This window comes from Salinivibrio sp. PR932, from assembly GCF_001996125.1.
GTDB classification, from domain to species: Bacteria; Pseudomonadota; Gammaproteobacteria; order Enterobacterales; family Vibrionaceae; genus Salinivibrio; species Salinivibrio proteolyticus.
Genome location: NZ_MUFM01000001.1, coordinates 96,088 through 109,621 on the forward strand (window position 1 = coordinate 96,088; position 13,534 = coordinate 109,621).

11 protein-coding genes are annotated in these 13,534 nt (G+C 51.6%); 2 read left to right on the plus strand and 9 right to left on the minus strand.

Features of this window, described 5'->3' with window-relative positions:
* Nucleotides 1-3 precede the first annotated feature (3 nt).
* From menH to BZG84_RS00440, 3 genes are read right to left on the minus strand one after another with little or no spacing between them, the layout of a single operon-like run.
* A complete protein-coding gene (gene menH / locus BZG84_RS00430) occupies nucleotides 4-813 on the minus strand; it encodes a 2-succinyl-6-hydroxy-2,4-cyclohexadiene-1-carboxylate synthase (protein WP_077677918.1) in 810 nt (269 codons plus the stop codon).
* Nucleotides 806-2,530, minus strand: coding sequence for a 2-succinyl-5-enolpyruvyl-6-hydroxy-3-cyclohexene-1-carboxylic-acid synthase (gene menD, locus BZG84_RS00435; protein ID WP_077677919.1), 1,725 nt, complete (start codon nucleotides 2,528-2,530; stop codon nucleotides 806-808). The genes menH and menD overlap by 8 nt, the downstream gene beginning before the upstream one ends.
* Nucleotides 2,527-3,828 (minus strand): isochorismate synthase, encoded by a 1,302-nt coding sequence (locus tag BZG84_RS00440; protein WP_158011458.1) that lies wholly within the window; start codon nucleotides 3,826-3,828, stop codon nucleotides 2,527-2,529. The genes menD and BZG84_RS00440 overlap by 4 nt, the downstream gene beginning before the upstream one ends.
* Before the next feature lie 268 nt (nucleotides 3,829-4,096).
* Here BZG84_RS00440 and BZG84_RS00445 point away from each other — a divergent pair, with 268 nt between their 5' ends.
* A complete protein-coding gene (locus BZG84_RS00445; protein ID WP_069590543.1) occupies nucleotides 4,097-5,329 on the plus strand; it encodes a pyridoxal phosphate-dependent aminotransferase in 1,233 nt (410 codons plus the stop codon).
* A 65-nt stretch (nucleotides 5,330-5,394) separates the two neighbouring features.
* A complete protein-coding gene (locus BZG84_RS00450; protein WP_077480689.1) occupies nucleotides 5,395-6,018 on the plus strand; it encodes a tRNA-uridine aminocarboxypropyltransferase in 624 nt (207 codons plus the stop codon).
* Here the strand turns inward: BZG84_RS00450 and BZG84_RS00455 are convergent.
* From BZG84_RS00455 to lon, 6 genes are all read right to left on the minus strand, one after another.
* A complete protein-coding gene (locus BZG84_RS00455) occupies nucleotides 6,015-7,370 on the minus strand; it encodes an anti-phage deoxyguanosine triphosphatase (protein WP_077455697.1) in 1,356 nt (451 codons plus the stop codon). The two genes, BZG84_RS00450 and BZG84_RS00455, sit on opposite strands and share 4 nt — an antisense overlap.
* Nucleotides 7,360-7,962 carry a 5'-deoxynucleotidase gene (yfbR, locus tag BZG84_RS00460; protein WP_077480687.1) on the minus strand — a complete coding sequence of 201 codons (603 nt, stop codon included), beginning with the start codon at nucleotides 7,960-7,962 and terminating at the stop codon, nucleotides 7,360-7,362. Before yfbR ends, BZG84_RS00455 begins: the two co-directional genes overlap by 11 nt.
* Before the next feature lie 108 nt (nucleotides 7,963-8,070).
* Nucleotides 8,071-8,373, minus strand: coding sequence for a ComEA family DNA-binding protein (locus tag BZG84_RS00465; protein WP_077480685.1), 303 nt, complete (start codon nucleotides 8,371-8,373; stop codon nucleotides 8,071-8,073).
* 170 nt (nucleotides 8,374-8,543) lie between these two features.
* Nucleotides 8,544-10,424: a peptidylprolyl isomerase gene (ppiD, locus tag BZG84_RS00470; RefSeq protein ID WP_077480683.1), complete on the minus strand. Its 1,881-nt coding sequence runs from the start codon at nucleotides 10,422-10,424 to the stop codon at nucleotides 8,544-8,546.
* Nucleotides 10,425-10,592: 168 nt separating this feature from the next.
* Entirely contained in the window at nucleotides 10,593-10,865 is a 273-nt protein-coding gene (gene hupB / locus BZG84_RS00475) for a nucleoid-associated protein HU-beta (RefSeq protein ID WP_069590554.1), read from the minus strand.
* Between the two features lie 188 nt (nucleotides 10,866-11,053).
* A complete protein-coding gene (gene lon / locus BZG84_RS00480; RefSeq protein ID WP_077677920.1) occupies nucleotides 11,054-13,426 on the minus strand; it encodes an endopeptidase La in 2,373 nt (790 codons plus the stop codon).
* Nucleotides 13,427-13,534 lie beyond the last annotated feature (108 nt).

The following is a 13,534-nucleotide window of genomic DNA, read 5'->3' on the forward strand; positions in this document are numbered from 1 at the left end:
CCTTTATAGGTTGGTTGGGGCAACGCCCTGAAAAGCTGCACTTGCGAGTAATGCGTGTACAAAGCCTTGTGGATTTGATTGGTGACAGTTGTGACCCGCTTCAGGGATCACCGTGACACCAATCCCAATGGTTTGATGCAAGTGTTTGGCAAGTGCATGGAATTTTTTATCGTGCTCACCACAAAGGTAGTCAATGACGAGCCCGTGTTGAAAACAGTGTTTAAGCGCACTGCGTAAGTCGGCTTGATGGCCAAGCGACGTGGCCAATAAGGTATCCGCTACGGCCGAACCGTGATTCGATAAGCGCCGTTGAACCATCGCGCAGCGGGCCGATTCATTAAGAGATTGAAAGACAGGCTGGCGATACCAATCGTCTAGCACCACGTCTAACGGCTGATGACGAAAGCGTGTGGCCCATTGCTTATCATGTTCGAGTCGCTGCTGACGGGCCTCGTTATCGGCAAGTCCCGGATGACCGCCTTCTAACAACACGCCAGACCAGCGAGTGGGTGCATAAGTAGCGCAATGCATCGCTAAACGCGCACCGAGGGAGTAACCGACTAATAGCGCTGGCTCCTGCCCCCATACCTGCTCACAGGTTGTCAAAATGGCGTCACACGCATCGTCAAAATGCTGACATTGCTGTGTCCAGCTCTCACCGTGTCCGGGTAAATCAAGACATAACCAGTGACAATGGGAGAGCGCAGCAGTTACGGCTTGCCAATCGTCGCCGCTACCCAATAAGCCATGTAAGAACACCACCCGCGGCCCATTGGGATCTCCGCCTTGGCGAAAGGTTAGCCGACTAGCCATGCGCTACCTCCGCCAATAAACGGTTCAGAACACTCCCTGCCTCGCCTGCAGGCGTATTGACTTCGATGACCTCTGCGCCGGGTGACTGTAACGCCCCTTGCAAGGTTTCGCTCAAACTCACTACGTCTTTGGGCTGGTGGTAAGGCAAGCCAAACATGGTTGCTGCCGGTTCAAAGCCCAAACCATGCGGCATGCGGTAGTAAGCATCTCGCAAAGATGGCTCAACCGGTAACATATCGAAAATCCCACCGCCGTCGTTATTAAGGATCAAAATAACCGCGGGGGCTGGTGCATCACGCCACAGCGCCAAGCTGTTTAAATCATACAAAGCGCTGGTGTCTCCCAACACCACCAGCATCGGGTGCTGGTTCATTCGCTGCACGCCCGCTGCACTTGCGAGTAAGCCATCAATACCCGACGCCCCTCGATTGGCGTATACGCGATAATCAACCAGCTCACTCCAAATATCGGCTAAGCGAATCGTCAAACTATTGCCTAAAAACACATCACACTCTGAGGGCAGCCACTTAGGCAGAGACTGAAAAAGACGATGTTCGGATAGGCTGTCTTCCACCTTTGCGTACACGTGTTGCCGTTGTATCTGTGCCGCTGTAGTCACCGCCTGCGCCCAGTCGCTTACAGGCCGTTGCACCTGAGTGAGCGCATCCGATAACGTATCTAGGCCTTCACCCCATTGCTGGGGCATAAACCGTATGTATTCACTGGGCCGATGAGCAGGATCGAGCGCTTGTTCCCGATCGGTGATCAGCCAGTACGGCACTTCTATGTTGGCCAGCCACTGCCCTAACCGTTTGGACACCAAACGGCCACCGAGTTGAATAACCCACTCCGCCTCATCCAATAGCGCGCGAGTGCTAGGCGCGTTGAGCCACAAATCATGCCCCGGCGCCGTACTTTTGACGCCGGATTGTGGGTCGGCCAGCACCACCGCATCGAGGACGCTTGCCAACCGCCCCACCTGCGCGCCTACGTTGGGCGGCAGCGCACCAGCAATCAATACCACCTTGCTGGCTTGCGACGCGAGATGTTGCCAAGAGGCAGGCATCTGCCACTGCGATCTGGTTGGCATCATGCTCACATACGGCTTGTCATCAGTAAGCCAATGTCCTAATCCGGCCCGCAATGATTGCTCACTCGCGGGGTCACGCTCGCCATAGAAAGGTTCTCGAAACGGGCAGTTGATATGCACACTGCCACCATGCTGGGCCTGCTGAGCCATCAGATGATCAACCTTGCTCAGGAGTGCTGACAAGGGCATGGCGGTCTCAGGGGCTGGGAGCGAGAGCGTTTGCGTGACATGGGAAGAAAACAAGCGGGGTTGCTCAATGGCTTGATTGGCACCACAGTCAACCAATTCAAACGGTCGGTCGGCCGATAAGATCACCAAAGGTTCGCCGGTTAAGCGGCTTTCCGCCACCGCAGGGAGAAGATTCGCCACCGCGGTGCCAGAGGTGACAACCACCGCAACCGGACACGCATGCGCCTTTGCCAGCCCTAGCGCTAAGTAGCCTAAGCCGCGCTCGTCAAAGTGACTGTGCAAAGTGACGCCGCGTCGTGGATGCTGACTTTGCTTCACGGCAGCGAGCGTGAGCGGTGTAGAGCGAGAACCCGGCGCAATACATATGTGCTGCACGCCCAGTCGCGTAAGCTCGTCAATAATCACTTCAGCCCATGTGTGGGTGAGCGCCAGCGTCATCCGCACACTCCTGTCATTCTTTCAGCTGAGAGGGGCACTGGGGCATCCGGTAAACATTGGCGCAAGGTCGTGAGTTTATTATCTAGCTCCTGCCATTCGGTATCCGGATCTGAGCCCGGCACAATGCCTGCCCCCGCATAGAGATCAATGGTATGGCCTGAAAGCTGCGCACTGCGAATAGCAACGCAAAACTGGCTTTCACGCTGTGAGATATACCCCACCGCTCCACTGTAGCGTCCGCGAACAATGCCATATTGAGCAAGAAATGCGCGCGCTAAATCACGCGGCAACCCCGCGACAGCGGCGGTAGGCTGAAGGGCGCTTAACAATACCGTATCGTCCACACCGGGGCCGACAATCGCACTGATACGGCGGCGTAAATGTTGTAAATGACGCAATACCATTAAGTGCGGAGCAGGATCGGCAGTTACTGTGAGTGCATGACGGCGTATTCCCGCCAAGATATCGTCAACCACTAGTTGGTTTTCGTGAATATTTTTATTGTCGTGTAGCAACCACTCACCTAATTGGTGATCATCGCTGAAGGTCGCGCCACGCTTGACGGTCCCCGCGACCGCTTCGGTACTGACACGACAATCGCGGCGCCGATACAAGCGTTCGGGCGTCGAGCCAAGAAATGCATCTTGCTCGCTAGTCGCAAATAAAAAGTGGAAGCTTTCTGCATTATGCTGCTGGCTGTGACTGAGTAACTGGCCGGCGCTAATGGGAGCATCCAACGTCAACCGTGTTTGTCGCGCTAAAACCACTTTTTTAAGCGATGTCGATGCCATCTTCTCCAACGCGGTGGTCACCGATTGACACCACCCCTGATACGTCGGGGTATGGTTTTCGTGTTTGACTTGACTCTGCATGGGGGCCAATGGCCGCCCCAACCAGATCACTTGGCTCAATATCGCTTGGCTATCCACACCCGCCTGCACATTAACAGAGAGCTGCCAATGCGCATCACGGCGGATCAACTCGACGACCGGCAGGAAAAAGTCACCATCCCCAGCACCATCATCGAACGCCACACATCCCCAAATTCGCTGCTGTGGCGTGAGTGAAGCTTGCGCTTCATGTAGCTGAGAAAAACGGCGGCACGCCCCTAACACCAATGCCTCTTCGCGGCCATCGCGCGACTGCCAATACATTTTAGGGAAGACAGGTTGGGCATCCAGCCAAGCAATCGGGGAAAGATTACTCGGCCAGTCAAAATCTGCTTGTAACAGAGCGGGAGCTTGGCATATTGCCAACTGGCTCTGTAACTGATTGGCCGCTTGAATCAAGGTAGTCACGACATCCTCCAACCGCATTGGGCGGCAGTCCTATTCGCAAATCATGTACGGCTTTATGTAGCACGTAATTAATGCTTGTCAGTCTACCTGTCCCCTGCGGGGATAAACATGCGCTAGATCAGTCTTCTGTCGAACTTGGTCGATTTTTTTGCCCGACAGCCATCGGTAAAACTTTATTCGTTTATCTCTTTCGAATCAGACCGCGAATAGTGTAAGTTACCAAAAAAGCCTAATAACAATATTCACCTTTTACTAAACAGGAAAGTCAATGCAACACATCGGGATGTCCGCCAAGCTGGATGACGTCTGTTACGACATCCGTGGCCCAGTGATGAAAGAAGCCAAACGGCTTGAAGAAGAAGGCCACCGCATTTTAAAACTCAATATCGGCAACCCTGCGCCTTTTGGCTTTGATGCGCCAGATGAGATTTTGGTCGATGTAATCCGTAACCTTCCGACCTCACAAGGTTACTGCGATTCAAAAGGCCTTTATTCCGCGCGTAAGGCGGTGGTTCAGCACTATCAAAAACGCGGCTTGATGGACTTAGATGTTGAAGACGTGTATCTGGGTAATGGCGCCTCAGAGCTTATCGTGATGGCAATGCAGGCCTTGCTCAATAACGGCGATGAGTTGTTGGTGCCGTCACCGGATTATCCGCTGTGGACCGCGGCGGTGTCATTGTCGGGCGGCAAGCCGGTACACTACTTGTGTGATGAAGAATCGGACTGGTATCCAGATCTTGATGATATCAAGGCGAAGATCTCTGCCAAAACACGCGGCATCGTGCTCATTAACCCGAACAATCCAACCGGGGCGGTATACAGTCGCGACTTTTTGCTGCAGGTGGTTGAGATAGCCCGCCAGCACAATCTGATTATTTTTGCCGACGAAATCTACGACAAGATCCTTTACGACGGCGCACAGCATCATTCTATCGCCACTTTGGCCCCTGATGTGTTGTGTTTGACCTTTAATGGCTTGTCTAAGGCCTATCGAGTCTGTGGCTTTCGTTCTGGCTGGATGCTGGTCACTGGCCCCAAACAGCACGCTCGGGGCTACATTGAAGGCTTAGAAATGCTGGCTTCGATGCGCCTTTGCGCCAATGTGCCGATGCAGCATGCCATCCAAACGGCATTGGGCGGTTATCAAAGTATTAACGAGTTAATTCTTCCCGGTGGCCGTTTATTAGAACAGCGCGATAAGGCATACGAGCTGATCAATCAAATACCTGGAGTAAGCTGCAAAAAGCCTAAAGGAGCGCTCTATCTGTTCCCGAAGATCGATACCAAGCGCTACAACATTCACAATGACGAAAAGATGATGCTCGACTTTTTATTGCAAGAAAAAGTCTTGATGGTACAAGGCACCGGCTTTAACTGGCCCAAACCGGATCATTTTCGGATTGTCACCTTGCCTCGCGTGGATGACTTAGAAATGGCTATTAGCCGCTTTGAACGCTTCCTCTCGGGCTACAGCCAGGTCACGACTGTGGCTACGTGATACTTGCGTTTTTCATCAAGCAGCGGTAAAACGCTGTTTGATTCCGTTCTCAACCAGCGATCATCATGTCTCGATACTGCGCGTCTTGTCATAAAGCCAAAGCGATTTGTGTGTGCGATGCCGTCACACCGCTGACCAATGCCATTCCCGTGATTATTCTGCAGCATCCTGATGAGGTCTCACACCCTAAGAACAGCGCTTGTTTGCTCGCGCTTGCGCTGGATAATTGCCAGTGTTGGGTGGGCGAGGACTTCAGCCAACATGCCGCGCTTAACGATGCACTCGCGCAATCGGAACGACGCTATGCCGTCTTGTATCCGGGCGAGCACGCTTGCTCCCTTTCATCACTGACCGAGGCGTTGGGCGAGGAAGACAAGCCGCGGCCATGGGGGATTATCTTACTCGACGGGACATGGAAAAAAGCCTACAAGATGTATCAGCTTTCAACCAACCTGCATGACTTGCCTACCGCTACCATCAACACCATGCAATCAAGCCAATACAGGATACGTAAAAGCCGCAAGCCGGGCGCCTTGTCTACCCTAGAGGCAGGATTTGCCGCACTTAGCGAACTCAGTGGTGACAGTGAGTATTATCAGCCATTGCTCGCAAGCTTTAAGGCCATGATCGCGCGCCAACTGGCATTTATGCCGGCATCACACACTCAATCCGGCCAGCAGGACGACTAGCGAATCGCATAAAGCGGACCATTGCTGGCGGCGGTAAACATGGTGCTATGCAGCTTCTGGGCAAAACTGTCAGTCATCGACGACAAATAATCCGCAATGACGCGCATTCCTGACTCTCCCGCCTGTTGCGCTATCAGCCAATCTTGCCGGTAATCTTTGGGTAGGAGACGTTCCGGGTCCGAGGCAAACGCATCAAAAAGCTCCATCACCAATTGTTGCCCTTTGTACTCCACCACCTGAAGCTCTGGCTGTTTAACCACAAACTCACTGACAAAGCGTTTCAGTGTCTCCAGTACACCAGCCATCACATCCGGCAAGAACGCATTCCACGCCAGTAACGGTGATTGAAAGCACTGTGCCCCATCTTGCACGGTGGGCGCAATCTCAACCGACGTGAGCAAGGTATTCACCAGCGCGCCAATCGCATCTTTGCGCTCATAAGGAGGGCCAAACATCTGCTCACTCAGCTCCCCAATATGGCTTTCTAACCATGGATCGCCACACTCGGCGAGCACACTGGCAACCGCTTCTTGCCACTGTTCTCGGTTCACTAAGCCCATCACTATCGCATCTTCAAGATCATGAACGCCATAAGCGATGTCGTCCGCCAGCTCCATAATGGAGCAATCTAAAGATTTAAAGCGGGTTTTGCGGTGTTCGCCATCAGGTTGGTTATCACGAAAGGTTAAAAAGAGGGCTTTATCCGCGTCACATAATGGTTCGAGAACCCAGTCGCGCCGCGCACTATCATGATCATAAATGCCCTTAGCAGGTTGCCAATCGCGCGCCTTCAAGTGCCGAAAGTCCGTCACCGGCGTGGGCGATTGTCCGTTATGGGCAGCACTGATTAAGGCAGGGTACTTCATCACTCCCAATAAGGTTCTTCGCGCTAAGTTCATACCATGATGCTGAGTATAAGGCTCTAGCAAAGTGACAATACGGAACGTTTGGGCATTGCCTTCAAACCCACCCTCTTCACGCATCATGTAATTCAGTGCGATCTCGCCGCCGTGGCCATAGGGCGGATGACCAATATCATGCGCTAGACACAAACTTTCCATCAGTCCGGTTGAAGGCAACAGCGCTCGAAAGGTCGGCTGCTTTTCTTTCAGTTGCGCGACAATCCCAGTACCAATTTGGGACACTTCCAATGAATGCGTGAGTCGAGTGCGATAAAAATCACTGTGTTCAGCCCCCAACACCTGCGTTTTCGCTTGTAGGCGGCGAAAAGCCGCCGAGTGTAAAATGCGCGCTCTATCGCGCTGATAGACGGAGCGTTTATCATTGCGTCGCTTTTTATTTTCATTGCGCATGCGACGCGCTTGCCACGCGTCAGGAAGATTAAAGTCCATCGTCACTGATCTCATCGAGCGATAAGGTAAAACTATGAACAAACGTCGCCATAAAGTAATCGGTCGCCGGCGAACGGCGCTTTTCCATCGCCGTCTCTAAGCGCTTTTTAGCCTGCTCAAACTCATGATTGCCAGCCGCAATCTCTTCCAAACACTTGAGGTAAGCACATAGCGTGTCGGCTTGCTTGACTAGCAAATAATCATCTGCATCGATCGTGTCTGAATCAATCAGGCTACGGTAATCGTCTTGCAGCTCCGGCGGTAACATCGCAATCAGTTTTTGCTCCGCCATTTTCTCGATCTTTTTATATTCGGTCGCAATAGAAGGATTGAAGTACTTCACCGGCGTCGGCAAATCACCAGTAATCACTTCACTGCAGTCATGAAACATGGCTAACACCGCGATCCGATCGGGCTGATAATTTGCGCCAAACCGCTTGTTATTGATAAGCGCGAGTGCATGCGCCACAAAAGCAACTTGCAAACTGTGCTCTGAGATATTTTCTGCGGAAACATTGCGCATTAATGGCCAACGATAAATCAGCTTCATCCGCGCGAGGTGGGCAAAAAAGTGGCTTTGTTTTTGAGTCATCGCATCCTGCTACATTGACGGTTATGGAGTCATTGTGTGTCTTGGCAGGCAAAGACTCAAGCCTTATTCGCGCAAAGGTTGTGCAAAACCTTTGCGCGTAAGGGTCACTTAGACTTTGATACGATCCCGGTTTTTCTTTAGCGTCGCGCTCCCAATCCCTTTAACCTTAATCAAATCATCCGGTGCGCGAAAAGCGCCATGGTCATCGCGATATTCGATGATCGCGGCGGCTTTTGATGGCCCCACGCCCTCTAACTTTTCGGCGAGAGTTTTTGCATCCGCGGTGTTGATATTGACCTGTATAGTCTGCGCTTGAGCTGCCGCAGGAGTCGCGCTCTCATCCGCGCTCCACGCCGTGGGTGCCAAGACCAAAGAGAGAGCAAACATTAGGCAAGTGAGTAGCTGTTTCATCTGGTGTCCTCTTCTGGTGAATTGTCGCTCTCAACCTACGCCACTCCTACACGCCTTGCATGCGCTCAAAAAAAGAAAAACGACGCAGGACAAAAGTCCTACGCCGTTTTTGTTGTTTCGCACACTTTGCTGCGAGAGACATCTAACTCTCGCGGTGTGCCGTTATCCGCTTATTGGCTGTCTGAGTCCGCGTAATTGACATCCACTTGGTTACGTAACTCTTCCAAGGTTGCTGATAAAGACATATTGCTCATCGCACGGGCAACACGGGCTGCCATTTGGCTTTGCGGGCTAATTTCAGGCACCTCTGGATCAATCACTTTATCCAGAGCCACAACCACCACATTACCTTGCTCGTCTGTAGTCACCCCGTAGCTCGAGGTATCCGCTTCCGGCTTCGGTAAGGTAAAGGCCAGTTCAGAAATCGCACGTTGTTGAGCAACACGGTTTAAGGTTTGTGGCTCGCTGAATGTATATTCACTATCAGTCAGAGCACCATTGGCTTCAAGCTGTGTCAGCAAAGCATCTGCTTGCTCTTGGGCTTGCTGCTGGCCTTTTTGTGCAGCCAAGGTCTGTGCCACCTGATCCTTCACTTCGTCAAAGCTCAGTTGTTTCTCTGGTTTGACATCATCCAAGCGGACCACAATGGCATGCTCACCCGAAAGCTCGATCAGTTCCGAGTTCAGGCCATTTTCACGTACGTCATAGCTGTCCAGCGCTTGTTGCACTTCTGGGCGTGCCATTACCCCTTGCGCTTGCTCTGGGGCAAAGAAGTCAGTGATTTGTACCTTACCATTGATTGCAGCAGCAGCTGGTTCAAGACCATTGGCATCTTCAAACGCGACTTCGGCAAGCTTTGTTGATTGAGCATAGAAACGATCCGCCGCGCGCTCTTGCTGCAGCGCAACGCGAATATCGTCTTTCACCTCGCTCAGTGGCGTGATATCCGCAGCATCGATATCATCCAGACGGATGATGTGATAGCCAAAGTCTGATTTTACTACTTGGCTATAGTCACCCTTGTTGGCTAGCGCATACGCCGCTTTTTCAAACGCAGGATCCATCACACCGGGCTCAATCCAATCCAGTGATCCGCCTTGTTCGGCACTGTAAGTATCATCAGAGACTTGCTGTGCCAGTTCACTAAAGTCTTCGCCTTGGTTCAAGCGCTCAAGTGCTGCCTCAGCACGAGCTTTGGCGTCGTCACCAGTCCCTTCAATCAGAATATGACTGACTTTGCGACGCTCTTGAGAACCATACTGCGATTGGTTTTCTTGATAGTAAGCGGCAATGTCTTCGTCAGTGACTTGGATATCGTCAGCCAGCCCTTCACCGGTTAACTCCACATACGCCACTTTTACCATGCGAGGTTGCACATAGTCGTCTTGATTGGCTTGATAGTAAGCTTCAAGCTCCTCGTCTGACAAAGACACCTTGGCAGCAAATGCATCCACCGGCAGCGTGATAGTGCGCACTTCACGGCTTTGCGCTTCTAGACGGTAGAGACTTTCTAGCTCACTCGGCAGCACAAATTCAGAGGCTTGCAATGCCGTAAGCAGCTGCTGACGGACTAAGTCAGTACGTACGTAGTTGGCAAACTCATCCGCGCTCAACCCAGTCTGGCGCAATGCGGCTTGATAGCGCTCATTGTTGAATTGTCCGCCTTGACGGAATTGTGGCATCGCACGAATGGCATCTTTGACTTGCGCGTCACTGACACGTAACCCGAGCTCACTGGCTTCATGTTCAAGCAGGAGATCGTCAACCATCCGGTCGAGAATGTTTTGACGAAAACGCTTCACATACTCAGGATCACCCAGAAGTTGATTGAACAGCTCACCGGCTTGCTGCTGCATGCGCGCGCGTTCGTTTTGGTATGCACGCTCAAGCTGTGCACGACTAATTTCTTTATCGCCTACCGTTGCCGCGGGCGGGTTGGAACCCCCTGCCAGATAGCTGCCGACCCCGGCAAAAGCAAAGGAAAAGATAATAAGGCTTAAAATGATCTTCACCGCAAGGCTGTTGGTGCCTTCGCGTATACGTTCCATCATAACTGGCCGGTACTCCAACTGATTTGGGCTGGTGGTTTATCAACTAAAAAGGCGCATCGAATGATGCGCCTTTACGCTCTTCTTGCCGGATTATACGCGGTTGTTATTGGCTTTGCAGCTCTAACACCCAGTCAAACTTGAATAATTCGGCAATGGCTCACGCTGTGATTAGTTCACAGCGTCTTTCAGTGCTTTACCTGCTTTGAAGCCAGGTACTTTGGCGGCAGCAATTTGAATCTCTGCACCGGTTTGCGGGTTACGGCCAGTACGCGCTGCACGCTCGCGTACAGAGAAGGTACCAAAGCCTACCAGAGCGACTTGGTCACCCGACTTCAGCGTATCAGAAACCGCTTCTACGAAGGCATCCAATGCACGGCCCGCCGACGCTTTAGAAATATCGGCACCCTCTGCGATTTGATCAATCAGTTGCGACTTATTCACTTTTTCATCCCCTTACAATACTTCCCCGCAAATCCCATTATTTTGCGGTATCAATAAAAGACGCTTTATCGACGAAAGACGTTGAAAGCTTCCTTGCCCACCCCATGCGGGCCAAGGCTTCGACTTAACGTTAGCTAGCAAAAAAAACGCTGACAAGCCTTTTGCGGTCTGTCAGCGTTTTACGTTGCTTAATTTTGCTGCATGTCACTCTTTTCGGGCTTAACTAGCTCAATACCGAGTGGATTATTTTCCAACGCAATGGTCAAAACCTCATCAATCCAACGCACGGGATGAGTGTCGATTTCTTCTTTCACATTGTCAGGAATGTCCTCAAGATCCCGTTCATTCTCTTTTGGGATCACCACGGTTTTGATGCCACCACGACGTGCCGCCAGCAGTTTCTCTTTTAAGCCGCCGATAGGCAGTACTTCACCGCGTAGAGTAATCTCACCCGTCATTGCGACGTCAGAACGAACTGGGTTACCGGTTAAGCTCGACACCAGCGCCGTACACATAGCGATACCTGCACTCGGGCCGTCTTTAGGCGTTGCCCCTTCAGGAACGTGCACGTGAATATCACGTTTTTCGTAAAAGTCGCTATTAATGCCCAACTTATCTGCACGGCTACGCACCACAGTCATGGCTGCCTGCACAGACTCTTGCATCACATCACCCAACGAACCTGTGTGGGTGAGTTTGCCTTTACCCGGCATCGATTCAGTCTCGATGGTCAGTAGGTCACCGCCCACTTCTGTCCACGCAAGTCCTGTCACCTGACCAATTCGGTTTTGCTCATCGGCTTTACCGTAGTCAAAGCGGCGCACACCCAAGTAATCTTTTAGGTTATCCGCGGTGACTGTGACCGCTTTAAGATCTTTATCCAACAAGATCTCTTTCACGGTTTTACGGCACAGCTTTGAGATTTCACGCTCGAGGTTACGCACGCCCGCTTCGCGCGTGTAGTAACGAATAATGCCGATAATGGCAGAATCTTCGATGGTGATCTCGTGAGGCTTCAAGCCATTGCGCTTCACTTGCTTGTCAATCAAGTGACGTTTAGCAATATTCAGTTTTTCGTCTTCGGTGTAGCCAGACAAACGAATAACTTCCATCCGATCCAATAACGGGCCAGGAATATTCATGGAGTTCGACGTTGCCACGAACATGGTGTCTGACAAGTCGTAATCCACTTCCAGATAATGGTCGTTAAAGGCGTTGTTTTGCTCAGGATCGAGAACTTCAAGCAATGCCGAAGACGGATCGCCACGCATATCCGATGACATCTTGTCGATTTCATCTAGCAAGAACAGCGGGTTGCGAACACCCACTTTCGCCATTTTCTGGATTAATTTACCCGGCAGCGACCCTATGTAGGTGCGGCGGTGGCCACGGATTTCCGCTTCATCACGCACTCCACCCAACGCCATACGGGTATATTTACGCCCAGTGGCGCGTGCAATCGACTGTCCCAGAGAGGTTTTACCTACCCCCGGAGGACCAACCAAGCACAAGATGGGGCCCTTGAGCTTGTTCATTCGGTTTTGCACTGCGAGGTACTCAAGGATACGGTCTTTAACACGCTCCAAGCCATAATGATCAGCATTGAGTACTTCTTCAGCTTTGGCGAGGTCTTTTTTAACCTTAGAACGCTTGGTCCAAGGCACACTGATCATCCAATCGATGTAGCTGCGCACAACGGTCGCTTCTGCCGACATTGGCGACATCATCTTCAGCTTCTGCAATTCTTGCTCGGTTTTTTCTCGAGCTTCTTGCGGCATTTTAGATTCTTCGATTTTCTGCTTCAGCGCTTCAAACTCATCGGGAGCATCATCCAGCTCACCCAACTCTTTTTGGATGGCTTTCATCTGCTCATTGAGGTAGTACTCGCGCTGGCTTTTCTCCATCTGCTTTTTCACGCGGCCACGAATACGCTTTTCGACCTGCAGCAAGTCAATTTCTGACTCCATCATGGTCATCAAGTATTCAAGGCGCTCAGCGATGTCGATAATTTCGAGAACTTTTTGCTTATCTTGCAGTTTTAACGGCATGTGAGCCGCGATGGTGTCAGCTAGGCGAGCAGCTTCTTCAATCCCATTTAATGACGTTAACACTTCCGGCGGGATCTTCTTATTCAGCTTGATAAAGCCTTCAAATTGGCTAATCGCAGTGCGAACCAATACCTCTTGCTCACGCTCATCCATAGCTGGCGTGGTAAGATACTCGGCTTCCGCCGTAAAGAAGTCGTCTTCGCTAAACTGGTCAATACGTGCACGTTGCATCCCCTCAACCAGCACCTTAACCGTACCATCCGGAAGTTTAAGAAGCTGAAGGATCGTCGCCACCGTACCAACGGTGTACAAGTCAGAGATGCTCGGGTCATCGGTGGCGGCATCTTTTTGCGCCACCAACAGAATTTGTTTGTCATTGTCCATCGCCGCTTCTAAACAGCGGATCGATTTTTCCCTTCCCACAAAGAGTGGTATCACCATGTGAGGATAAACCACCACATCCCGAAGTGGCAGCACCGGAATTTCAATGCGCTCGGAACGCTCCAAGTTCATATGCTTCTCTCTTCCGTTCAATCTGATTAAGAGTATATGGGGACTGTTGGACAGGTTTCAACGGCTCCACCGCCAGAAAATAAAAAAGGGAGCAATCACTCCCTTTTC